General features: G+C 59.5%; 22 protein-coding genes. 14 read left to right on the top strand and 8 right to left on the bottom strand.

The features are described 5' to 3' along the window. The first annotated feature begins 21 nt into the window (after positions 1-21). The 4 genes from M5B97_RS25235 to M5B97_RS25220 are packed head-to-tail and all read left to right on the top strand — an operon-like array spanning position 22 to position 4,596. A complete protein-coding gene (locus M5B97_RS25235) occupies positions 22-1,038 on the top strand; it encodes an ABC transporter ATP-binding protein (protein WP_248733015.1) in 1,017 nt (338 codons plus the stop codon). Next, complete coding sequence (locus tag M5B97_RS25230; RefSeq protein WP_123715824.1) at positions 1,035-2,024, top strand: oligopeptide/dipeptide ABC transporter ATP-binding protein; 990 nt, start codon at positions 1,035-1,037, stop codon at positions 2,022-2,024. Before M5B97_RS25235 ends, M5B97_RS25230 begins: the two co-directional genes overlap by 4 nt. Then, entirely contained in the window at positions 2,021-3,445 is a 1,425-nt protein-coding gene (locus M5B97_RS25225) for a M20 family metallopeptidase (RefSeq protein ID WP_248733014.1), read from the top strand. Before M5B97_RS25230 ends, M5B97_RS25225 begins: the two co-directional genes overlap by 4 nt. Further along, entirely contained in the window at positions 3,442-4,596 is a 1,155-nt protein-coding gene (locus tag M5B97_RS25220; protein WP_248733013.1) for a M20 family metallopeptidase, read from the top strand. Before M5B97_RS25225 ends, M5B97_RS25220 begins: the two co-directional genes overlap by 4 nt. A 28-nt stretch (positions 4,597-4,624) precedes the next feature. Here M5B97_RS25220 and M5B97_RS25215 read toward each other — a convergent pair whose 3' ends face one another. From M5B97_RS25215 to M5B97_RS25205, 3 genes are all read right to left on the bottom strand, one after another. Further along, entirely contained in the window at positions 4,625-5,047 is a 423-nt protein-coding gene (locus M5B97_RS25215; RefSeq protein ID WP_248733012.1) for a hypothetical protein, read from the bottom strand. Between the two features lie 42 nt (positions 5,048-5,089). Then, a complete protein-coding gene (locus M5B97_RS25210; RefSeq protein ID WP_248733011.1) occupies positions 5,090-5,554 on the bottom strand; it encodes a transketolase in 465 nt (154 codons plus the stop codon). A 135-nt stretch (positions 5,555-5,689) separates the two neighbouring features. Continuing rightward, complete coding sequence (locus tag M5B97_RS25205; RefSeq protein ID WP_123715819.1) at positions 5,690-6,706, bottom strand: 1-aminocyclopropane-1-carboxylate deaminase; 1,017 nt, start codon at positions 6,704-6,706, stop codon at positions 5,690-5,692. A 201-nt stretch (positions 6,707-6,907) separates the two neighbouring features. Here M5B97_RS25205 and M5B97_RS25200 point away from each other — a divergent pair, with 201 nt between their 5' ends. From M5B97_RS25200 to M5B97_RS25180, 5 genes are all read left to right on the top strand, one after another. Further along, positions 6,908-7,417 carry an Lrp/AsnC family transcriptional regulator gene (locus tag M5B97_RS25200; protein ID WP_134660592.1) on the top strand — a complete coding sequence of 170 codons (510 nt, stop codon included), beginning with the start codon at positions 6,908-6,910 and terminating at the stop codon, positions 7,415-7,417. A gap of 284 nt (positions 7,418-7,701) precedes the next feature. After that, positions 7,702-8,598: a LysR family transcriptional regulator gene (locus M5B97_RS25195; RefSeq protein WP_123715817.1), complete on the top strand. Its 897-nt coding sequence runs from the start codon at positions 7,702-7,704 to the stop codon at positions 8,596-8,598. 18 nt (positions 8,599-8,616) lie between these two features. Next, positions 8,617-9,444, top strand: a complete 828-nt coding sequence (gene fdhD / locus M5B97_RS25190) for a formate dehydrogenase accessory sulfurtransferase FdhD (RefSeq protein ID WP_248733010.1) — start codon at positions 8,617-8,619, stop codon at positions 9,442-9,444. A gap of 74 nt (positions 9,445-9,518) precedes the next feature. Further along, positions 9,519-10,544, top strand: coding sequence for a hypothetical protein (locus M5B97_RS25185; protein WP_248733009.1), 1,026 nt, complete (start codon positions 9,519-9,521; stop codon positions 10,542-10,544). Positions 10,545-10,674: 130 nt separating this feature from the next. Beyond that, positions 10,675-12,114 (top strand): phospholipid carrier-dependent glycosyltransferase, encoded by a 1,440-nt coding sequence (locus tag M5B97_RS25180; protein WP_248733008.1) that lies wholly within the window; start codon positions 10,675-10,677, stop codon positions 12,112-12,114. 15 nt (positions 12,115-12,129) lie between these two features. On the opposite strand, the gene M5B97_RS25175 is transcribed toward M5B97_RS25180, so the two are convergent. Further along, positions 12,130-12,618, bottom strand: a complete 489-nt coding sequence (locus M5B97_RS25175; protein ID WP_017253710.1) for a TIGR00645 family protein — start codon at positions 12,616-12,618, stop codon at positions 12,130-12,132. 162 nt (positions 12,619-12,780) lie between these two features. Between M5B97_RS25175 and M5B97_RS25170 the strand changes: the two genes are divergently transcribed. After that, positions 12,781-14,604, top strand: a complete 1,824-nt coding sequence (locus M5B97_RS25170; protein WP_248733007.1) for a hypothetical protein — start codon at positions 12,781-12,783, stop codon at positions 14,602-14,604. A gap of 5 nt (positions 14,605-14,609) precedes the next feature. Here the strand turns inward: M5B97_RS25170 and M5B97_RS25165 are convergent, their stop codons facing one another. Together M5B97_RS25165 and M5B97_RS25160 are read right to left on the bottom strand one after the other, a co-directional pair. Beyond that, positions 14,610-14,927: a hypothetical protein gene (locus tag M5B97_RS25165; protein ID WP_123715811.1), complete on the bottom strand. Its 318-nt coding sequence runs from the start codon at positions 14,925-14,927 to the stop codon at positions 14,610-14,612. Between the two features lie 277 nt (positions 14,928-15,204). Next, positions 15,205-17,643, bottom strand: a complete 2,439-nt coding sequence (locus M5B97_RS25160; RefSeq protein WP_123715810.1) for an ATP-binding protein — start codon at positions 17,641-17,643, stop codon at positions 15,205-15,207. Positions 17,644-17,911: 268 nt separating this feature from the next. Between M5B97_RS25160 and M5B97_RS25155 the strand changes: the two genes are divergently transcribed. Both M5B97_RS25155 and M5B97_RS25150 read left to right on the top strand, forming a co-directional pair. Then, positions 17,912-18,400 carry a DUF3015 domain-containing protein gene (locus M5B97_RS25155; RefSeq protein ID WP_060752297.1) on the top strand — a complete coding sequence of 163 codons (489 nt, stop codon included), beginning with the start codon at positions 17,912-17,914 and terminating at the stop codon, positions 18,398-18,400. A 98-nt stretch (positions 18,401-18,498) separates the two neighbouring features. Then, complete coding sequence (locus M5B97_RS25150; protein WP_248733006.1) at positions 18,499-20,352, top strand: DUF4105 domain-containing protein; 1,854 nt, start codon at positions 18,499-18,501, stop codon at positions 20,350-20,352. Positions 20,353-20,453: 101 nt separating this feature from the next. Here the strand turns inward: M5B97_RS25150 and M5B97_RS25145 are convergent, their stop codons facing one another. Then, on the bottom strand, positions 20,454-20,744 hold the full coding sequence (locus M5B97_RS25145) for a DUF3077 domain-containing protein (protein WP_248733005.1): 291 nt from the start codon (positions 20,742-20,744) through the stop codon (positions 20,454-20,456). Positions 20,745-21,172: 428 nt separating this feature from the next. Between M5B97_RS25145 and M5B97_RS25140 the strand changes: the two genes are divergently transcribed. Together M5B97_RS25140 and M5B97_RS25135 are read left to right on the top strand one after the other, a co-directional pair. After that, positions 21,173-21,529, top strand: coding sequence for a hypothetical protein (locus M5B97_RS25140; protein ID WP_123715808.1), 357 nt, complete (start codon positions 21,173-21,175; stop codon positions 21,527-21,529). Between the two features lie 70 nt (positions 21,530-21,599). Continuing rightward, a complete protein-coding gene (locus M5B97_RS25135) occupies positions 21,600-22,097 on the top strand; it encodes a GreA/GreB family elongation factor (RefSeq protein ID WP_123715807.1) in 498 nt (165 codons plus the stop codon). Here the strand turns inward: M5B97_RS25135 and gdhA are convergent. Further along, complete coding sequence (gene gdhA, locus M5B97_RS25130) at positions 22,094-23,431, bottom strand: NADP-specific glutamate dehydrogenase (RefSeq protein WP_248733004.1); 1,338 nt, start codon at positions 23,429-23,431, stop codon at positions 22,094-22,096. The two genes, M5B97_RS25135 and gdhA, sit on opposite strands and share 4 nt — an antisense overlap. Positions 23,432-23,720: the final 289 nt, after the last annotated feature.

Below are 23,720 nucleotides of genomic sequence, written 5' to 3'. Positions count from 1 at the left end.
TAACTGACAGAGGTACCGAACATGGCACTACTCCATGTGGAAAACCTGCGCGTGGACATCCCCATGGGCAACAGCCCGACGCCGGATGACATGCTGCATGCCGTGCGCGGTCTGGATTTTGAAGTCGAGCGCGGTGAAATGCTGTGCATCGTCGGCGAATCCGGATGCGGTAAATCCCTGACCTCACTGGCGCTGATGGACCTGTTGCCACGCAAGGCCAAACGCACCGCGTCCCGGCTGACGCTGGACGGTATCGACATGCTCGGCCAGAGCGAACGGCGCATGTGCGACCTGCGCGGCAACCGTCTGGCGATGATCTTCCAGGAACCGATGACCTCGCTGAACCCGGCCTACAGCATTGGCGATCAGCTCAGCGAAGTGCTGACTCAGCATCGCAAAGTGTCACGCAAGGAGGCCCTGGCTCGCGCCGCGCAGATGCTGGAGAAAGTCGGTATCAGCAATGCCACCGAACGCTTGCGTCAGTACCCGCATCAACTTTCCGGCGGTTTGCGCCAGCGGGTGATCATCGCCATGGCATTGATGTGTGAGCCCGACCTGATCATCGCTGACGAGCCAACCACGGCACTGGACGTGACCATCCAGGCGCAGATCCTGCGCTTGATCCGCGACATTCAGAAAGAACTCGGCCTGGCGGTGATCTTCATCACCCACGACCTTGGGCTGGTGGCACGAATCGCCGATCGGGTCGCCGTGATGTATGCCGGGGAAATTGTTGAAACCGCCCCTGCCCTGCAACTGTTCGAAAATCCGCAGCATCCGTACACCCGTGGTCTGTTGGCCAGTATTCCAATCCCCGGACGGACCAAACCGGGTGAACCGCTGGGTTCAATTCCAGGCCTGGTGCCCAGTCTGGTGGGCGAACAGCACGGTTGTGCGTTCCGTAATCGTTGCGCTCAGGCGATACCGGCCTGTGCGCAAAACATCCCCGAAGTCGAACAGGACGGACACATGGCGCGCTGCCTGTTCGCCGCTCCGGCCCCGGCACCGATTTGCCTTCAGGAGAGGGCACGGTCATGAAAAAAGACATTACGCTGGAGCTGTGCGACATCCGTCGCGAGTTTCGAATCAACAAAGGCTTTTTCAAACCTGCCGCCACCCTGAAGGCCGTTGATGGCGTTTCCCTGCGCCTGATGCGTGGCGAGACCCTCGGCCTGGTAGGCGAGTCCGGTTGCGGCAAAAGTACCCTGGCCAAGATGCTGCTCGGCCTGCTGCCCCCTACCAGCGGCGACGTGCTGGTCAACGGCAAACATCTGGCGGCGACTGATCGCAAGGAAATGTCCCGGCACATTCAGCCGATATTCCAGGACCCGTATTCCTCGCTGAACCCACGCAAGACGTTGCGCGAAATCGTGACTCTGCCGCTGATCGTGCATGGCATCGGCAGCACCGCCGAGCGGCGCAAGAAAACCGAAGAAATGCTCGATGTGGTCGGCCTGCCCAAACGGGTCATCGACAGCTATCCGAGCCAACTGTCGGGCGGCCAGCGGCAACGGGTGGCCATCGCCCGGGCGTTGATCATGCGCCCTGACGTGTTGATCTGCGACGAACCCACCTCGGCGCTGGACGTGTCGGTGCAGGCGCAGATTCTCAACCTGCTGCAAGACCTCAAGCGCGAATTCGGCCTGACCTATCTATTGATCAGCCATAACCTGGCGGTCATCGAACACCTCGCCGACCGCGTCGCGGTGATGTATCTGGGGCGTATCGTCGAAGAACGCACGCGCGAATCGTTGTTCGCCAAACCCGGCCACCCTTATACCCGCGCCTTGCTGGATTCGGTGCTCACGCCCGATCCGCGCCTGGGCATCCCCGAAATCGGCCTGCACGGTACCTTCCCCAACCCCATGTCGCCACCGTCCGGCTGCGCCTTCCATCCGCGCTGCCCGAGCTGCTTCGCCCCTTGCAAAACGGCCTATCCGGCCAATGGCCCGCTTATCGGCGGCAACGTGCGTTGCCACCTTCACGATAACTCTGCCCAAACACTGGAGCTTGTCCACTCATGAGTCGTTCACTGGCTATCAGCAACACCACAGAGCAGTTCGATAACGGCGCATTTTTCAATCTGCTCCAACGTAGCGTCGCCTTGCACACCGAAAGCCAGGCAGCGGACAGCCGACCCGAACTGTATCGCTACCTCAATGACTTCATCACCCCACATGTCGAGGCGATGGGCTTCAGCGTCAAGATCTATGACAACCCGGTGGCAGAGCGCGGCCCCTTCATGATCGCCACGCGCATTGAACATCCAGAACTGCCGACCGTGCTCAGCTACGGCCACGGTGATGTGGTGCGCGGCTATGAAGCGCAATGGCGTGAAGGCCTGTCGCCGTGGCAGGTCACTGTCGAAGGCGATCGCTGGTACGGCCGTGGCACGGCGGATAACAAAGGCCAGCACTTGATCAACCTGACCGCGCTCGAGCAAACGCTCAAGGCTCGCGACGGCAAGCTGGGCTTCAACGTCAAACTGCTGCTGGAAATGGGCGAAGAAGAAGGCTCGCCGGGCCTGAATGCGTTCTGTGCAGCGCACACTGAAGAGCTGGCGGCGGATATTCTCATCGCCTCGGACGGCCCGCGCCTGGCGGCGTCACGACCGACGATTTTTCTCGGTTCACGCGGGGTGTTCAACTTCGAACTGGTGGTCGATTTGCGCGAAGGCGCTCATCACTCCGGCAACTGGGGCGGGTTGTTGGCCAACCCCGGCATCATTCTGGCCAATGCCATCGCGAGCATGGTCGATGAACGCGGTCGGGTGAAGGTAGCGGGGCTGATGCCCGAGACACTGCCGGAGCCGGTTCGGCAGGCACTGGCCGATATTGACGTCGGTGGCGGGCCGGGCGATCCGGACATCGACGCCAACTGGGGTAACCCGGCGCTCTCGCTGAGCGAAAAGGTATTCGGCTGGAACACCCTCGACGTCATCGCCTTCAAGACCGGCAACCCGGACGCCCCCGTGCATGCGATCCCCGGCAAGGCCAACGCCCACTGCCATATCCGCTTCGTGGTGAACAGCGACTACAGGACCTTTATCCCGGCGGTGCGTACTCACCTGGATGCGCATGGTTTCAGCAATGTCGAGGTCAGGCAAAGCCGCATTGATGTGATGCATGCCACGCGCCTGGACCCGCAAAGCCCATGGGTCAATTGGGCGCTCAGCTCCTTGGCACAGACCACCGGCAAAAAACCCGCGCTGCTGCCAAACCTCGGTGGCTCGCTGCCCAACGACGTGTTCGCGGACGTGCTCGGCCTGCCAACGCTGTGGGTGCCGCACTCATACCCGGCATGCTCACAGCATGCGCCGAACGAGCACTTGCTGGCACCGGTGGTCAAGGAAAGCCTGCAAATCATGGCCGGGCTCTTCTGGGACCTGGGTAACGACGCGACACGCCTGACTCAGGAGCATCAATTAAGGGAGCAGGTGCAATGAACGCCACGCCGCAACAGGCGCTGGACTGGCTGGCTGACCAACGCCACGCCATGGAAATGCTGCTGCAGCGTATCGTCGACACCGACTCCAACAGCTATGACAAGGCGGGCGTCGACGCGGTGGGCGCGCTGCTCGCGGCTGAACTGAAAGCCGACGGTATCCCGCTCAAGCGCATACCGGTCGATGGTTTTGGCGACGTGATGCTTGCCGAAGTGCCAGGCGAATCTGGAAAGCCAGTGCTGTTGCTGGGCCATCGCGACACGGTGTTTCCCAAAGGCACTACCACGACTCGCGGCTACAGCCGCGACGCCAATATTGCCTACGGCCCCGGCGTCGCCGACATGAAAGGCGGCCTGGTGCTAAATTGCTTCGCCCTCATGGCACTCAAGCGCGCCGGTCAATTGCCCTACCCGGTGCAGGTTCTGTACACCGGTGACGAAGAAATCGGCTCCGGCAGCGCCAGAGCCCACATCGAAAATGCAGCCCGAGCCGCACGCGCCGTGCTCAATACCGAGCCCGGACGGGCCAGCGGTAACGTGGTCAGCGCACGCAAAGGCGGTGCCACGCTGATCATCGAAGTCCGCGGCCGCGCGGCGCATGCCGGGGTCAACCATGCCGACGGAGCCAGCGCCATCGAGGCCCTCGCCCGCAAGATCGTCAAGCTCCACGCCTTGACCGACTACCCGGCAGGCATCACCACCAACGTAGGCCTGATATCCGGAGGCACCTCCAGCAACACCGTTGCGCCTATCGCCTCTGCCCGGCTGGACGTGCGCTTCATCGAACTCAAGCACTGGGACCGGATCTTTAGTGCAATCCAGGCCATCGTCGCAGAAGAAGAACTGATCGGCACCAGCGCCATCCTCAAGGAAGCGACGACCTTTCTACCGATGGAAGCCCGCCACAGCGAACGGCTGCTGCACATCTACCAACAAAAAGCGCTGGCGCTGGGTTTCAGCGTCGAAGGCGAATTCACCGGCGGTTGTGCCGACTCCGGATTCACCGCCAGCCTGGGCATTCCAACCCTGTGTGGCCTCGGGCCGGTTGGCGGCAAGGTCCACACCGATCATGAATACCTGGAACTGGACACACTGGTGCCTCGCGCTCAGGCCTTGGTGGCGACCATTCTGGCTATCGGCGAAAGCAATTGAGGTAATGGGTCTCTAGCAATCGCTGGGCTTATGAGCAACGGCTGCAGGTGTCGGGTAACACTTCAAGGTGGTGCGAACGGTTCACTCGAGCGAGGCTTTTCACCTGTTCTACCGCCGCAATGACCGAGCGTTCGGCCGCCCCGTCTGAAGCAATCGGGTAGATACAGGTACGGCCAATGGAAAGGTCGTGCAATAAACGCTCGTCCAGTTCACCGAGCACTACAAAACAGTAGTCACTCTTGGCCACTCGCACTTCAACGAGCTGGCCAGCCATCGTGTTCACAGCATCGACATGGATCAGTGCAACATTGTCAAAACAGCTGAAACCCTGATGAACCAAGTCAATATGATCGCTATCAAGCCCGCACGCGATGACCACGATACGTGTGCACTTTGAAGGCTCGCGCATCCATTTCAGGGCATTGGTACGACAGTCGGCAGCTTGGCTCATAGGCGTCGCCCTGGTTGTTTGGGGGAATTGGCGCGCCACTGGCTAAATCACGCCGCGCGCCTGCAGCACGCTTTTCGCCAGACTGCGGGTCGCCGAAAGCACTTGTTCTACCTGTCGATCCATCGCTGCGGTGGATAACGCGATCGTTCCCAGTTCGACCACGCGCAACGGATGACCGTGTACGGACCCCAGCCAGGCCAAGCCGGGAACCGTGCCGACTTCGACATCCAGTAAAAAACTACCGTGGGGAACAGAGCGCAACAGTTGGCTGGCATAACACGCGTAGCCCCCAGCGGATTGCTCCGGGCTGGACCCGACCCGCAACCAGTCGGCCATCAACACCTCGGATTGCTTGATGGCCAGATAAGCCACCTGGTCCCAGTCATCTATCGCCACGTGCAGCGTGTCGATCATGTATTTCGGCAACTCGGCGCTGGTAACGATGACCACTCCGACATCCGCCGAAGGTTCCTTGATCCAGACCGCGGATTGCGATATCGCATGCATGGCGGTACTCCCGGCAGTTGGGTAGGAGCCGCTTGCTCTGTGCGGCGATCCAACGATGTGGCCTGACATTCAACATTGATGCCGACTTGACCCACCGCTTCGAGCAAGCTCACTCCTGCAGGTTATTGGCGTTAATCAACCGTTGCGGAACAGGAAGCTGTAGGCGTTCAGCGCAGGTGCCCCGCCCAGGTGTGCGTAAAGCACTTTCGAGCCTTCGGGGAACTCGCCACGGCGGACCATTTCGATCATCCCGTGCATGGATTTGCCTTCATACACGGGGTCGGTCAACACACCTTCAAGGCTGCCGCACAAACGAATGGCTTCCAACGTACCTTCATTGGGCAAGCCATATTCCGGGTAGGCGTAGCGTGTATCGAGCACCACGTCGTCTTCGGTGATCTCACGCCCCAGTTCCACCAGCTCAGCGGTGTGCCGGGCAATACGCAGGATCTGTGCCTTGGTTTGCTCCGGCTTGGCCGAGGCATCAATGCCGATCACGTTCTTCGAACGGCCGTCGGCGGCGAAACCGACGACCATGCCGGCCTGGGTACTCCCGGTCACGGAGCACACCACGATGTAATCGAACTTGAATCCCAGTTGTTTTTCCTGCTCCCGCACTTCCTCGGCAAAGCCGACGAACCCGAGCCCGCCGTAGGGATGTTCGGAACAACCCGCCGGTATCGGGAACGGCTTGCCGCCCCGCTCCACTACGTCGTTCATGGCCTTCTCCCAGCTTGGCCGGATGCCGATGTCGAACCCCGCTGCGTCCAGTCGCACATCCGCCCCCATGATGCGGGACATCTCGATATTGCCGACCCGGTCATACACGGCGTCGGAGTAGTTCACCCAATTTTCCTGGACCAGCACGCACTTCATACCAAGGTGGGCAGCGACGGCGGCGACCTGCCGGGTCTGGTTCGACTGGATCCCGCCAATAGACACGAGGGTGTCGCAGCCCTGTTCGAGTGCCTCGGGAATCAGATATTCGAGCTTGCGTGTCTTGTTGCCGCCGAAGGCCAGGCCACTGTTGCAGTCTTCACGTTTGGCATACAACTCGACCTTGCCGCCCAGGTGTTCGCTGAGGCGTTTCAAGGGCGTGATGGGCGAAGGACCGAAGGTCAGCGGATAACGTTTAAAACGATTCAGGTTCATGACTCTGCTCCTTGTTCAGTGGATATCCAAGCGCCAGACCGAAAGGCAAAAAAGGCTGCGTTCCAGGTGCTTTCAGGGGGGCTTCGATGAGTTCAATATTAAGAACAAAGCCAAAAATATGTGTTGCAAGTTTCAATCCATTAAAGAAATATAAGTTACCAAGTAGCAGATAAAATCTATTTTTATTGTGTGCAAACAACTATGAGCGCAACAAATAACCACGACAAACCCGGCAGCCCAGGTGCTGAGCCGCACCCGCTGGACCGGACCGACCGCGCCATTCTCAAGACCCTGCAGCGAGACGCTTCCATCTCCAATGTGGCGCTCGCTGAGAAGGTAAAACTGAGCGCACCGGCCTGCCTGCGACGCGTCGAACGCCTCAAGCAGGCGGGCCTGATCAAAGGCATTGTCGCGTTACTGGACAATCAAGCGCTTGATGCAGGGATGGTGGTGTTGATCGGCGTGGTGCTGGACCGCTCCACGCCGGAATCCTTCGCCGCCTTCGAGGCCGCGGCGCAAAAGGTGTCCGGCTGCATGGAATGCCATGTGGTGACGGGGGAATTCGACTACTTCATGTTGATCCGAACCAAGGACAGCAACAGTTTCAACCGGCTCCACGCGGAGCAATTGCTTTACCTGCCCGGGGTTCGCCAGATTCGTTCGTTCATGGGGTTGCGCCAGGTTTTGTCGACAACCCACATCCCTCTTTGACTCAAATCAGCCGGATGTCAGGTTGTATCGACCCGCTGCCCGGGGCGACTCAAGGACTGGATGAATCCCCTCGGGGAAGCGTCGGAGAAGTCGCCCGCAACGTAACGCCGCCGGCATCCGCCGGCTGACGGCGTTATCGAGCGAATCAATCACGCCTTCAATAGAGGTGATTGGACACACAAGCCTTACAATGAGAGGGTCCGCTCTCTCATTCGCTGCGACTTGCGGGCTTCAGACACAGGCACTCATAACGACCTCTTATTTACTCCCGGGCAGGTGCCTTAATGGACATCAAGCAACTTAAATTCCTGATTGCGCTGGAGCAGACTCGCCACTTCGGCCAGGCGGCCGCGCGTTGTCATATCACCCAGCCGACACTGTCGATGCGGTTGCGCAATCTGGAGGATGAGCTGGGCCTGGAACTGGTCACCCGTGGTCAGCGCTTCGAAGGTTTCACCCAGGCCGGCGAGCGCGTACTGGCCTGGGCCAGAACCTTGCTTGCCGCCCATGACGGGTTGTTCGCTGAAGCGGCGGCGTGTCGCGGTCAGTTGGTCGGTAACTTGCGCCTGGGCCTGGTGCCGCTCAGTGGTTTCAACCCGATCAGCTATATTCAGGGCCTGTCCCATTCGTTTCCCGAACTCAAGTTCAGCCTGTCGTCCATGAGCTCGGACAAGATCATCGAAGCATTGGGCACCAACCAACTGGACCTGGGCGTGTGTTACCTGGAGCACGTCAATGCCAGTTACCTGGACTTTTTCGAGTTGGGTGAGACCCGTGTCGGCCTGTTGTACGACACCCGGCACTTCCATTTCGAAGGCACCGAAATGAGTTGGGAAGATGCCGCCAAGTTGCCCCTGGGGATGATCAGCAATGGTATGCACTATCGAAAATCCATCGATCTGAGCTTCCGCAGTCGCGGCCTCGACCCCCAGCCCATTCTCGAAAGCGATTCGACCTATCAACTGCTCCAGGCGATCCACCAAGGTTTCTGCTGCGCGATTATGCCGTTGGACAGCGGCATGGAGAGCCCCATCGAGCACCTGGCCTTTATCAACCTGCCGGATGCCAGTGTGCTCGCGCCCCTGGGCATGGTCATGCGCAAGACCGAGCCCCGCTCGGCCATCGCCGAAAAATGTTTTACTGAAGCCAGGAAACTGTTCACCGCCAAGAGTGCGAGCTAGCGTACCGGAGGTTTACCCATGATTTGCCGAGTCGAACACCCCGTTGAAGCGGCCGCTGCCAATGCCCCCGCACCGCAGCCGCGTAGCGTCGTCTATCGAGAATATGACGAAGGCGGCCAGGTCGCCGAAGCGGCGCTGGCGGCGGAAATCGCCCTGGCCATCAGCTATAACGGCTTGAGCCAAGCCGTGATGATGGTTTCACCTGGCGACATCGAAGACTTCATCCGCGGCTTCAGCGTGAGCAATGGGATCATCGACAACCTGAGTGAAATCTACGACATCCAACTCACGCATTTTGATCAGGCCTGCCAGGCAGACGTACACGTCTCGAATCGAGCGTTCTGGGCGCTGAAAGACCACCGGCGACAGATGGCGGGCACCAGCGGCTGCGGATTGTGCGGGGTGGAAGCGCTGGAGCAGGCACTGCCCCAACTGGACATCCTGCAACCGGCGCCCCTGCCGCCCGCACACCACCTCAAGGGTTTGCGTGAGCGCATCGAAGCCGCTCAAGTCATGGGAAAAAGTACCGGCGCCCTGCATGCAGCGCTGCACTTCGATGCTGACGGCTCAGCATTGCTGTGCCGTGAAGACATTGGCCGGCATAACGCGTTGGATAAACTGATCGGGGCCATGCAGCAGGCAGAGGTCGATGCACGCAGCGGCTTCACGGTCGTCACCAGTCGTTGCAGCCTTGAGCTTATTCACAAAGCAGTCAGGGCCAGGCTGGGTACCTTGGTCAGTTTGTCGGCACCCACCGTCCTGACGGTGCAATGGGCACGCAAACACCACCTCAACCTGATTCACGTGCCTCATCGAAGCGCACCGCGGATCTACAGCCCGGTCTGAATCGCCTACTGGAATCGCGTCACACGACCTATTACCCTGACGGCCCTTATCAGACAACCGGAAGTCAGATACCCGTGCTCAAGCCCCTTGCTGTCATTGCCCTCGCCTGCACACCTTTGTTTGCCGGCGCTGCCGACCTCGCCGGGGTGTGGAAAGGCACCCTGGGCAAATCCGCCATCGTGGCCTGCTTCAACGGTGCCGATGGCGAGCACGGCAGTTATTACTATCAGCGCATCCTCGCCCCCATCCAACTGACCCAAGCCAACGACAACGCGCCGTGGGTCGAAACGGACAACACCGGTTTCTGGACGCTGCAACCACCGCACGGCGATACGCTTTCAGGTGCCTGGAGCAAAACCCAGGGCGGCACCACGCTGCCACTCAACTTGCAACGCATCGGCACGCAAGGCTGTGGCAGCGATGCCTACAACGCGCCCATGGAAGCGGCTCCTCTACCGATCAAGACCGAGAATAAAACCTTCGGCGAGCACCGCTATCAGCTCAAGACCCAAGGCGCCCGGGCCACGCTCAAGCTCGAGGGCGATGGCCCGGCGATTCAGAAGATCAATCAGCAACTCGCGGCCCTGGCCGTCAGCGATGATGACCAGATGGAATACTTGCAGGAACGGCGCGAATACCTGGGCCGCAACGGCTCGGCCAACACCAGCGAAATTGAAGTGGAACCCACGTACTGGTCGTCGCAGTTCATCACCGTCAGGTTCTACCGTTGGGCCGCCGGCACGGGAGCCAATGGGATCAGTTGGGGCCTGCACTCCTGGAACCTGCAGACCGGTGAAAGCGTCGATCCCTGGGCCTGGTTCGGCGGGCACCAGGAGTGGTATGACGCCTACTCCGGCCACGTGAAGCTGCCGCCCAAATTCAGTACCTGGCTGGCCCGGCAGACCACCACTGACGAAGGCTGCCCAGCGATCACCAGCTACTCCACCTTCGACCTGAGCTTCAACACCCAAGGCGTGCAGCTCTCGACGCGGGCCACGGGCGACGGCTGCGACAACGAGCTGAGTTTCACCTGGGAGCAATTGGCGCCGGTCCTGACCGAGCAAGGCAAGGCAGCGTTACCCAGCTTGAAACGGCCTTGAATGGGGGGGGCCGGCCAGCCTTACAAAAACCCCACATTGATTCACCAAATGTTAAGAATCACCTTCGTATACTGCTTGATCGTCCACGACCGATCCCCCGATCGGTCCATTTTCCCGGTAGCCAGAATCCATGACGCGCCCCGCCTCTCTGCTGCTTCTTCTCGCTGGTCTGTTATTTTTCTTCGCCCTTGGCGGCCATGAGCTGCAAGGCTCAACCGAAGCCCGCGTGGCCGGGATCGCCATGGCCATGCACCTGGACAACGACTGGGTGATCCCGCGCCTGTTTCGCGAACCTTTCCTGGAAAAACCGCCCCTGAGCCTCTGGTTGGACGCCGGCGCCATTCGCCTGTTTGGCGCTTCGACCTGGGCTGTGCGCCTGGCGTCGGCATTCGCCGGGTTGTTCAGCGTGATGCTGTTCTACGGGATGCTGCGCAAGTTTGGCCGTCCGAAGCCTCTGGCGTTCTGCGCCGCATTGATCCTCGCGACCATGGCCAGCTACTGGGGCAACGTGCGCGGTGTCGGTGAAGACTCATTGCTCAGCCTCGGCGTGACCACCGCCTTGCTGGCGTTCTACCAGGCGATGCGCCCCGAAGCCGAGCGCCAGGGCTCCAATGCCTGGGCCTGGGCACTGTTTACCCTGGGGATGGTCATCGCCACCCTGAGCAAGGGTGTGTTGGGCTTGGCCATGCCAGGCATTGTGATCTTCGTGTACCTGGCCGTGACCAGCCTGATGGATAAGCGCCTGCGCATTGGCGACTGGCTCAAGCCGGCGTTGTTCACGCTGCTGGCGCTGGTGCCGCTACTGATCTGGCTGGGGTTTCTGTACCAGCGTGGCGGGATGCAGGCGGTCGGCGAGGTGCTATGGACCAATAGTGTCGGCCGCTTCAGCGGCTCATTCGTGGAAGCCGGGCATTACGAGCCGTTCTACTACTACATCGCGAAGTTGCCGGAAGCGTTCTTGCCTTGGAACATCCTGGTGTATTTGGGCCTGTGGCACTTTCGCAAAAGCCTGGTGCGCAATCGCTACCGTCTGTTTTTCAGCGTGTGGCTGGTAGCGCAGTTCACCCTGCTGACCCTGGCCTCCAGCAAGCGCACCGTGTACCTGATGTCACTCACACCCGCCGCCGCCGTACTCGCAGCCGAATATGGGCAGGTGCTGCTGCAATGGCTGAAAGAGCGCAAACCGCACGCGTATAGCTACCACCGCCAGGTGATCGGCGGCGTGTTCGGCGTACTCATTGCCTGCTATATGAGCGCTGCCTTCTGGTTCGCCCCCAAGGCGGACGCCGTCGAGTCATTCGTACCGGTAATCAGCCAGCTGCAGGCACTGCAGGCGCAAGGCCGGGAAGTGGCGATGTTCCAGCCTAATGAGCGGATCGCCGGCGCCGGGGTGTTCTACATGCAAGCGTACGTGCCCATCCTGCAAACCGAAGCCGAGTTGCGCGCGTTCCTCACGGCAAAACCGGGCAACGTTGCGCTGATGGATCACACCGACCGACTGAATGAAAAGGTGACGGTGATCAAACAGATGGCAATCGGCCGCCAGCCTTACTACTTCGCGGAGCAGTAAGGCCGGCGCGGGTCATCAGTGCTTGGTGACCTTGTCCAGGTAACCCATGGCGAACGCCGAGATCACGAAGGTCATGTGAATGATCACGTACCACATCAGGTGTTGTGGATCGACGTTCTTGGCGTCCATGAAGATGCGCAACAAGTGGATCGACGAAATCGCCACGATGGACGCCGCCACTTTCATCTTCAGCGAGGAGGAGTCCATGGTGCCCAGCCAGTTGAGCTTTTCCTTGTTCTCATCGATATCCAGCTGCGAGACGAAGTTCTCGTAGCCGGAAATCATCACCATCACCAGCAAGCCGCCGACCAGGGCCATGTCGATCAACGACAGCAGCACCAGGATAAGCTCGGACTCGGCCATCGAGAACACGCTCGGCAGCAGGTGAATCACTTCCTGGAAGAATTTCAGCGCCAGCGCCAGCAACCCCAGGGACAAGCCGAAATAAATGGGCGCCAGCAGCCAGCGCGAGGCGTACATAGCATTTTCGATAAAACGTTCCATTGGATCTCACACAGCATGACTGAAAATGGCGGCGAGTATACCAGCCGCTACCCGCTACCTGTCACCGCGAGAAAACTGACCCAGGTGGCATCTGTAAGAGCGTTTTTCTGCTAGTGTCGAGACCATTCACTCGGCTCGATGATGTCGGACAGGAAGACTCAGATGATGGATGTGCGATCCCCTTTGGCCAGCATCGGCCTGTGTGCGGCGTTGCTGATAGCCAGCGGCTGCTCCCCCAAAGAAGAGCAGAAGCAGGCGACCCTCGAAGAGAAAACCGCAAAATTCGAACAGTCACTGGACAGCATCCAAGACCCCAAACTGCGGGATGCGATCGCCGACCTGGGCGGTTCGCTGCTACTGCTGGAACGGGCGCGCACCAAGCTCGCCAATAAGCCGATCGAAGCCGAATACGGCGAAGACACTTTGGCCTTGCTCAAGCATTACCCCACGCCCCAAGCCTTGGTGGACACCTACATCAACGGCCTGTTCGTGCTGCGCAAAACCTCCCACTCCGACTACCTCACGGATCTACAGCCGGTTTTCCCGTTCAACTTCAACAGCCCTGACCAGTTCCCCTTCCCCCACGGCCTGGAATGGCAGTCGGTGACGTTGAGCAACAACAAGGTCATCCCTTTCCAACCGGAATGGTCGGAAACCGATCCTGGCATTCAACTGAGCCCCAGCAGCTCCAACCTGACCAACCCCGACGACCTGACGGTGACCTATCCCTTCATAGAAGGTGTCGAGACGGACAATAAGAGCCAGCCTCAACCTGTCAGCCTCAAAGGCACGGTTGAAGTAGTGGCACCGGGCAAGGTGCTGACCTTCGACCTGTCAAAAAAGGACGTGGGCCACAAACGCACCGAGGGCAATATCACCCTCAACCTGGTGTTGCTTGAGAAAAACTACGCCGAGATCGAGCTGACCAACAGCGAGCCCTTGGCCGCGGAAGTCGGCGACGAGTCGCCTAACCCTTTGCTGGTGCAGGCAAGGGACAGCACCGGGCAGTTTCTGACGCGTTCGGGCTCGATCAACGAAAGTGCGGCGCAAGTGGCGTTCTATGAGAAGCAACTGGCCGAAATGCAGAAACAGAAGGCATGGTCCGATGCTTTCGAGAAGCAGCTTACCGACGAGCAAAAAGCCTTCGAACACAAGCAAAGCAGCCATTACGCCAAGGTGTATTTCAATGGCTTGATCGACAATCTGCAGGTCAACGTCCTGGACTTTTCCAAAGCGACACTGACCCACAAGGACCTCGATCTGCCGGTGATGCGCTTCGACAGGAACAGCCTGCAAAAGACGGTGCAAGCTTTGCCCATGCCCGTCACGGTGTATGACGACAGCGCCGCCAACTGGCTCAAAGACGCGAGCATGACCGAAGACCAGCTGAAAAAAAGCATCACCGTCAGCCAATCGACCGACGATGCCAGCGCCGCCAAGATCGTGTTCGACCACCCCTTCACCTTCAATGACGACCTGGTGGGCAGCGAACGTAACAGCAGCGACGAACCCATTACCTTCTTCACGGCGGATGACAAGGGCGAACGCGGCGAGCCCATCGAGCTGCCCAGCGAAGCCTTTGAGCTGGACGCGGCGCGTGGCACGCTCACCTACGACCTCAACCTGTTCCCGGAAACCCCGGAATATGTAGTCGGCTCGATTCCCTTGTTCCTGGCGAATATCGAGAAAGCCACGATTGACGTCGCCAAACTGCCCAAGGGGCTGACGCTCAAAGACAACGCCCTGATCGTCGATCAGAAGGCGTTCCCTTCCGACAGCTGGCGCTTCTACGCCAAGGACGCCAGCGGCAACTACCTCAAGGAAATCCTCGCGGTCAGCCACCGCGCGGAGGAATACGGCACGGCAATGTTCGACGTGCACTATTTCTATGGCCAGCCGACTGCTCTGGAAAGCTACCAGCGCACCGACCTGAACACCGTGCAATACGGCTTCGAGGTCAAGTTGGACAAGCCTGAGACCAAGTAGCCGGATTACAGGGCCAGACGTTCCTGCCCACCATTGAGCTGCCGCAGATGTGCCTGCATATGCAGGCACCAGATTTGCGGTTCATCAGCCTGCTCGTAACCGTGCAGGGTCAGGCTGTCGACTATCGACTGAAGAATGGTTTCTGCCACGAAAGGCCCATGAAACGGGCCTTGGGACTTGATGGTGGAGGGCTGTTCACCGGTCATTCCGGCGGCAAACAACAAGGTCCACATCCCATTATCCCCAGCAAGAGGACGAATGGAGCATTCAATACGGGTGACCAGGCCCAGGCATTGGCGGGTAAGGCTAAGGTTGCGCGACATGGCGGCGCCCCTCGGTAGATCGGTGTTCAACCTCAAGCACATGGCGAGGCTGTTTCTATCCTGCGACTCCTGTGGATATCCCTTGAGATGAGAATAGAAGAAAACCACGACAAACCAAGATTGTAGAGACCAACGGGCATCAGCCCGTGGTGTTCGTCAATTATTTGGCGAAGTTACCACCGGTAGTGAGCCGGCTTGCCCGCAGCGGCCAAAGGGCCGCCGCGGTGTGTCCGACGAGTGTGAAACGCCTGGTTTGGGCTTCGCCACCCACCCTGGATCAGGTGGGTTTGGCTTCGGCCAGCGCTTGCAGCGCCGCTTCCTTCTCAGCTTCCTTCAGGTCTTCCTCGCTGATCATCTCCGCAATCACCCGCAGACGCTCAACCACCCGCGCATTCACGCTGCCTTCCGGAAATTGCCCTTCTGCATCGGGCTCGCCGGCAGGTTCGCCCACCAGCAGGCTCAACGCCTCATCCGCCTGACGCACGGCATAGATATGGAATTGGCCGTTGCGCACCGCCTGCAATACCTTCTCGTCGAGCATCAGCGTAGCGACGTTGGCCTGGGGAATGATCGCCCCTTGCTCGCCGGTCAAACCGCGGGCTTCGCAGAGACGGAAGAAGCCTTCGATTTTCTCGTTGACCCCGCCCACCGCCTGCACCTCACCAAACTGGTTGATCGAACCGGTGATGGCAAAACACTGCTTGAGCGGCGTTTTCGACAGCGCCGAGATCAACGTGCAGGCCTCGCCCAGCGAGGCGCTGTCGCCGTCCACGTAACCGTAGGACTGCTCCAGCGCGATACTCGCCGAGATCGCCAACGGGAATTCCTGGGCATACCGACTGCCCAGGTAGCCGGTGAGGATCATCACGCCCTTGGAGTGGATCGGCTGACCGAGGTTGACCTCACGCTCGATATCGACAATCCCGCTGCCGCCGGGGTACACCGTGGCGGAAATCCGCGCCGGCACGCCGAACGCCGAATCGCCCACTTCCAGCACCGTCAACCCGTTGCACTTGCCGACGGCTGCACCGGCGGTATCGATCAGGATCACCCCGGCGAGCATGTCATCGAGAATCCGCGCCGACACACGCCCGGTGCGCGTGGCCTTGGCCTTGAGCGCGCGCTCGATATGGCCGGCGTCGGTCATCTCGTCACCTGCCAAATGGCGAATGAAGTCGGCCTCGCTGACCAGTTGGAACAAGTCGCCAATCCGCGCCGACAAGCGCCCCTGATGCTCCGCCAGCCGCGCACTGTAGGTAGCCAGGCGCGCCACTGCGTCGGAGGTCAGCGGTGCCATGCCTTCTTCTGAAGTCCGGGTCTTGAGCAACTGGGCGAACTGCTCCAGGCTTTCGTCGACCATCGGGATGTCTTCGTCGAAGTCCACCAGTACGCGGAACATCTCCTGGAAGTCCGGATCGGCGTCCTGCAACGCGTAGTAGAGCTGACGCGAACCAATGATGATCACCTTGACCTGCAACGGAATCATCTGTGGGTTGAGGGTCACGGTGGCCAGGCGGCCCAGCTCGCCCAGAGGCGACTCCATCTTCAACTTGCGCGACTGCAGGGAACGCTTGAGCGCGTCCCATACAAACGGCTCGCCAAGCATTTTTTCGGCTTCAAGGATCAGGAAACCGCCATTGGCACGGTGCAAGGCACCTGGACGCAGTTGGCGGTAGGTGGTGTAGAGCGCACCTTGGTCGGTGCTGTATTCGATACGACCGAACAGGTTGTCGTAGGTCGGGTGCGGCTCGAATACGACCGGCGCACCGCCGTTGATCGCGTGGCCCACCACCAGGCTCGGGCAGTATTGCTCTTCGAGCAGCTTGCGCGCCTGGGCGTCGGTCTTGGCGTCGTCCACCAGTTGCTCCACCACGGTCTTGAGCAGGTACACCTGCATGGCTTGCAGGTAACCGCAGACGGCGGCGTTTTCCGCGTACTTTTCCGACAGCGGGGCAAGCAATGGCTGCAGGGCCAGGGTGATGGTTTCTTCGTTGAATTGGCGCAGTTGGTTGTTGGACTCACGCTTCCACTGCGGCAGGCTGGCCAGTTCTTCGTTGAGACGCTCTTCCAGCTCGGAAATATCGTTGTGGAAGCGCTCGCGTTCGGCCTCCGGCAATTGCGAAAACTCGGCTTCGTCCAGCGCCTTGCCGTCGAGCATCGGCGTGAAGGCGATGTTGGAACTGTCGCGGTACAACGCCACATCTTTTTCCAGGGCCAGGCGTTCGATAACGTCCAAAGCCTTGTCGTAACGCTGGTTGAAGGCGCGGTCAATGGCGCTTTTGCGCTGTTGATAAGTCGGGTGTTCAAAGACCGCCGGGAAAGTGGCCACCAGGTTGTCGACCAGGCCGTTGATATCGGCAATGAACGCTGCGGCAGTACCGCCTGGCAGCTCCAGTGCCCGCGGTTCGCGCGGCTCATCGAAATTATTCACATAGACCCAGTCCGCCGGGGTCTGCAGGCGTTTGCCTTCGGCCTTCAGGTAGCGTTTGACGAACGAAAAGCGGCCAGTACCGGGCTCGCCCATGACAAACACGTTATAACCGGGACGTGGCATGGCCACGCCGAATTGCAAGGCTTCGACCGCACGTTCCTGGCCAAGCACACCGCGAAAAGGCTCCAAATCATTGGTGGTCGAGAAGCTGAACTGTTCAGCGGAGAAAGGGCGAGTCAGCGCTTCGGGCGCTAGACGCAGGCTGGCAGCAACAGGATCAGGCATCGGGCTTCCTTACATCAGGCGGGGCAGATGACGGCATTCTGGCTCTCGCTTACGCGCTATGGCAAGGCGCGCTGTTGGGAAAGCTGCGCTGCGGTAGGCGCCCTACAAAAAAATTGCGATAAGGCCGATTGTTTTATAAAAAGTAACGGAACCCTAGGTTCATGCCTAAACTCCAAACTGCGCGGGTTGGACTAATAACTGGCCCCTAGGGCGCCGCAACGCGCCTGAACCCCTTGTCCATTGGTTTGCACACAAAGAGAACAAAGCTATGAAACGGATCCTTCTTGGTACTCTCTTCACCGTTGTCTCCCTCAATGCTATGGCAGAAGCACCAGGCGGCCCGAACTGCGGTTGGGGCAACATGCTGTTCGAAGGCCAGCGCGGTACGCCGGCGCACTTCCTCGCGTCTACCACCAACGGCACCTCCGGTAACGCCACCTTCGGCATGACCTCGGGCACCAACGGCTGTAACACCAACAGCAAGCTGACCTACGGCGGCAAGTCCTGGATTGCCATGAATGGCATGATGAACGAGCTGTCCGAAGACATGGCCAAAGGCAATGGCGAAGCACTGACCACCTACGCGGTGGTACTGGGCGTAGCCCCTGAGGACCGCGAGCACTTTGCGGCAGTGACCCACGAGCACTTCCAGCAGATCTTCAGCAAAGCTGACGTGACCGCCGACGACGTGCACACCAATACCCTCGCTGTACTGAAAGGCGATGCCCGCTTGGCGAAGTACGCTACCCAAGCTTAAGCTCGACCCGCCCGCGTCTTGTTGCGAGACGCGGGCCTTATTTTTTGGACCCGCCCCCCTCCTTTTGGGTCTCACTTATTCCGACTTAAGTTGCCCCTATGCTCAAACGCTTTGCCTGGTTGGCACTCTTCGCTTGCGCCCCGCTGTATGCGGCCGCGCCTATTGATGATCAACGTTTGCAGCAATTGGCCAACGATCCGTTCTGGCTGTCCCTGGGCCACTACGAAGCCGGCAAAATCAGCGGCTGGCGCAGTTATGTCAGCGACAAGAAATTCTTCATTGCGGCCGATGGCGCCCACCATCCGGATGCCGAACTCAAGGCCACCGTTGAAGCGTTGTATGCTCCGGCAAGCCTGGGTGAAAAACACGCCCAATGCGTGTACCCCGCACGAACCCGCTGGCTTAAGGATCAACTGCACCTGACCGACCTGCCCGCCGTGGACTGCGCGGAATTCAAACAGTGGTTCAAGGACGTCGCGCCCCACAGCGCGGTGATGATTTTCCCGGCGGCCTACCTCAACAGCCCCTCGTCGATGTTCGGTCACACGTTGCTGCGCATCGACCAGGCTGACGTGCAGAGCAACAACACCGCCCTGCTCAGCTATGCGATCAACTTCGGTGCCTATATCGAAGGCTCCGACAACAGCATTCTTTACGCCTGGAAGGGCCTGATGGGGGGTTACCCCGGCCTGTTCGCGCTGGTGCCCTATCAAGAAAAACTCTCGGAATACCGCAGCCTGGAAAACCGCGACCTGTGGGAATACCGCCTGAACCTGACCCAGGTCGAAACTGAACGCATGGTCGAACATGTATGGGAGCTCAAGCAGATCCAGTTCGACTACTTCTTCTTCGACGAAAACTGCTCTTACCGCCTGCTGGAACTGCTGCAAGTGGCCCGCCCCGGATTGCGCCTGACGGAGCAATTCCCGTTGACCGCCATTCCCACCGACACCGTCAAAGCGGTGAAGGATGCCGGGCTGGTAGAGAAGATCGACTACCGCCCTTCCCGCGAACGCGAATTGCTGGAGCGCGCCAAGCCACTGGATAGCGATGAACAGCAATGGGTATTGAAAGTCAGCGATGACCAGCAGCAATTGCAGGCACCGGCCTTCAAAGCCTTGCCCCGTGAGCGACAGGCGCTGATCATCGACGCGGCCTATCGCCTCGGTCGCTACCGCGCCAATGGCCTGGAGCGCGACACGGAACGCTCCCAGCGCAGCTTCGAACTGCTGCGCGCCATCAACCAGAACCCCGCGCCCGACCTCAAAATCGAACGCCCCGGCCTCCCCGAAAACGGCCATGAGTCACGCACCTGGCAGGCCGGTATCGGCACACGCGGCAGCAAGACCTTCGGCGAGTACGGCCTGCGCATGGCCTACCACGACCTCAACGACAACGCCGAAGGCTTCCCGCTCGGTGCGCAGATCGAGATCCTGCAAGCGAAACTGCGCCAGTACGAAGGCAATCACTGGCAACTGCAGCAACTGGACCTGGCCACCATCCGCTCCCTGACCCCGCGCAATGCCCTTTTGCAACCTTGGTCGTGGCAAGTTACCGGCGGCCTGGAGCGCGTGCCGGGCAAGCACGACGACCAGCCCCTGGTCGCCCACGTCAACGGTGGTGCCGGCAGCACCTGGCAACTGAGCGACGACATGCTCGGTTTCGCCCTCGGCACCGTACGTGTGGAGCACAACAACGACTTCAGCGAAGCCATCTCCCCTGCTGCCGGGTTCAATACCGGCGTGCTGTGGAAAAATCCGCTGGGGAATTTGAGCCTGGAAGCCAAGGGGGACTTCTTCACCAATGGTGAAGTACGGCGCAGTATCAGCCTGAACCAGCAGTGGGAACTGTCGCGTAACCTCGGCCTGCGCCTGAGTGCACAGCGCGAGTACAGCCACTTGTCGACGCCGATGAATGAAGTGATGCTTGAAGTGAAGTGGTACCACTACTGACTCAAGCCTGCTCAGCAGTCCCATTCTTTGTAAACAAAGAGCGGGGCCGCTTCGCGCCCCAGCGGGAGCAAGCTCCCTCGCCACACAGGCAGTGCAGGTCTTTAAGTTTGGGGGGTCATCGCTTGGGTCAGGTCGTCCACGACGGCCTTGCCCATCTCACACAGATAATGCGCAGCCCAGGCATATTGTTCGCCACGTACATCCATCGCAGCTTCCATGGCGAGTTTCTTGGAGTAGAAGAGCAAAGTGGAGGCGTGTTCCAGCGCTTCATCAATCGGCATGCCGGAATTGACGCGAAACAGTGGCTTTTCGTTTTCACCGTAGTCGCCGAAGGTAACTACGCCGAGCGTGGTGATTGAAGATAGGGGCGGGTCTGGGACGACTTTAGACATGGTGTTTCTCTTAGGTTAAGAAGTAGAAACTGCCAAAGCATGTCGCTAAACATGGAGAGGTGGCAGCTGTACGCGGGTTAGCGAACCGGTAACCTAGAAACCCGGTAGACCCGAAGGTCTCCCGCGCACAGCCGCCATAACACGATAAGGCAGGCAAAAAATGCCAGCCAAAGTTGTTGAGGAGGTCGTATCTACGTTTCTCGGGTCGCTAAACCCAACCGCTGTTTTGCAGCGACCCGAGGAGGCTAGACACTCAAATCTTATGGCGCAATAGGGCCGAGATTGTCTAGGAATCGTCCTGCAATTTAAAGGGAATCATCGTTGATGGCCCTTTAACCCAACACTGTTCTCACAGCCCTTTCACAACGCCCCGACAAATCCCCTTCTAGACTTTCCCTATCAGCCGTGAAACGGCCAGGGAGCAAGTCATGTGGCGGTATGCGGTCATGCTGTGTGCGGTAGTGGGGTTGTCGGGTTGCCAGTCGACCCATCAAGAGTTGCTGGCCAAGGGTTATCCACCGGCCTTTGCCGATGGCTTCGATGATGGCTGCAGCAGCGGTCGCCAAGCCGCTGGGGTGATCAGCGGGGAGTTTCGCAAGAACGTACCGCGCTATCTGAAAGACCGCGAATACGCCGAAGGTTGGGAAGATGGCTTTCGCCAGTGCAAGGCGATCCGTGAGAACGAAGAACTGCGTGACTACAAAGACAACCACTGGGACGAGCGTGAGCGCGCCTGGCAGCAGGAAAAGGACCGCGACGCCGCCAGGGCCTATCGCTCGCAATAGGTCGCTTTCAGACATCCGTCGAAACTAAAGCGCGGCGAATACGGCCCAAGCTCCATAGAAGGAGAACGTCATGAGCCGAGCTTTTGTAAATGAGGACAACGCCGCCGCCCAGGCCGATCAGCCGGTGGAGCGTCAAGTCAGTGGGCAACCCAACCGCCTGACCGCCCAAGGGCTGGCGCAGTTGCAGGCCAGGGTTGCGCAATTGCAGCACGAGCACAGTGCTGAATCCGCCAAGGGCGAGCAAGCCGATAAGCAGCGCCAGGCTGACCTTGAGCGGGATTTGCGCTACTTCAACCAGCGCGTGCAGAGCGCCCAGGTCGTGGCACCCGCCTTGTCTACCGACAAGGTGCAGATCGGCAGTTGGGTGACCTTTGCCAATGAGCAAGACGAACAGCAGCGCATTCAACTGGTCGGGGAAGACCAAGCCGATGCCCACGCCCACTTGATCAACTGGGGTTCGCCTCTGGGTCGCGCATTGCTGGGCGCCCAGGTGGGTGACGAGGTGCTGTGGAAACGCCCCGTCGGCGATCAGTTGATCGAAGTCATGCGTATCGAGCCCGAGGCTTAGACGATGCCTTGGGCCAGCATCGCGTCGGCGACTTTCACAAAGCCTGCGATGTTCGCCCCCTTCACATAGTTGACCCGGCCGTTTTCTGCGCCGTAGTACACGCAGGCATGATGAATCGATTGCATGATGTTGTGCAGCTTGCTGTCCACCTCACCCGCGGTCCACAGCAGGCGCATGGCGTTCTGCGACATTTCCAGGCCACTCACGGCCACACCGCCGGCGTTGGAAGCCTTGCCGGGCGCGAACAGGATGCCCGCTTCAATGAAGATATCCACGGCTTCCAGCGTGGTCGGCATATTGGCACCTTCGGCCACGCAGATGCAGCCGTTGCGCAGCAGGAGGCGGGCGGCTTCGGCGTCCAGTTCGTTCTGGGTGGCGCATGGCAGGGCGATATCGCAGGCCAGTTCCCATGGGGTTTTGCCTTTGCGGAATTCCAGGCCGAAACGTTCGGCCAGCTCGCTGATACGGCCGCGCTGCACGTTTTTCAACGCCAGCAGGGCCGACCATTGCTCCTCAGTCAAACCGCTTTCGGCGTATAGGGTGCCTTCGGAGTCGGACAGGGAAACCACCTTGCCGCCCAGGTCCATCACCTTACGCGCCGCGTATTGCGCGACGTTGCCGGAACCCGATACGGCCACACGCTTGCCTTCAACGTGCTGGCCCTCGCGCTTGAGCATTTCTTCGGCGAAGTACACACAACCGAAACCTGTGGCCTCAGGGCGGATCAGGCTGCCGCCGTAAGTCATGCCCTTGCCGGTCAGCACCGAGGTGAACTGATTGCTCAAACGCTTGTACTGGCCGAACAGGAAGCCGATTTCACGGGCACCCACGCCGATATCGCCGGCGGGTACATCCACGTCGGCGCCGATATGGCGGTACAACTCGCTCATGAAGGCCTGGCAGAAACGCATGACTTCGGCATCGCTCTTACCTTTCGGGTCGAAGTCCGAGCCGCCTTTGCCGCCGCCCATGGGCAACGAGGTCAGGGAGTTCTTGAAGGTCTGTTCGAAGGCGAGGAACTTCAGTACGCCGAGGTTCACCGAGGGGTGAAAACGCAGCCCGCCTTTGTACGGGCCGATGGCACTGTTCATCTGGATGCGGAACCCGCGGTTGACCTGAACCTTGCCGTGATCATCCACCCAAGACACCCGGAAGGTAATTGCGCGTTCCGGCTCGCAGATGCGCTCCAGGATGCCCGACGCCAGATAGTGGGGATTGGCTTCGAGAAAAGGCCAGAGGCTACGCAGGACTTCTTCTACGGCCTGGTGGAATTCTGGCTGGTCGGGGTCGCGTTTCTTGAGGCGGGCGAGGAAGGACTCGACGGATTCGGTCATGAACAGTCTCGGCAAATTTATTGTCATTAGGGTCGATTTGACCCGGACCTTAACAATTCATGCCGCACCTGAAAAGCGCAAAATGTCGCCTTTGTGAATTTAAATGGTGCATTAGATATAAATAAATTCAGAAATCAGGCTTTTTTTGCACCTAAAAAGGGATTGATAAGAAAGCGATGCACCAATTGGAATACCACTGACCGAAGCAACTCCCTCCCACCTTGGATCGGTGTATGCAGCAAAAAAAAACGGAGCCCCGAGGGGCTAATGCCGATCAGTCAAGAAGGAA

This window comes from Pseudomonas sp. MWU13-2517 (assembly GCF_023242545.1).
Classification (GTDB): domain Bacteria; phylum Pseudomonadota; class Gammaproteobacteria; order Pseudomonadales; family Pseudomonadaceae; genus Aquipseudomonas.
Note: the sequence above shows the minus strand (reverse complement) of the source record. Positions and strands in the feature narration are given on the sequence as shown.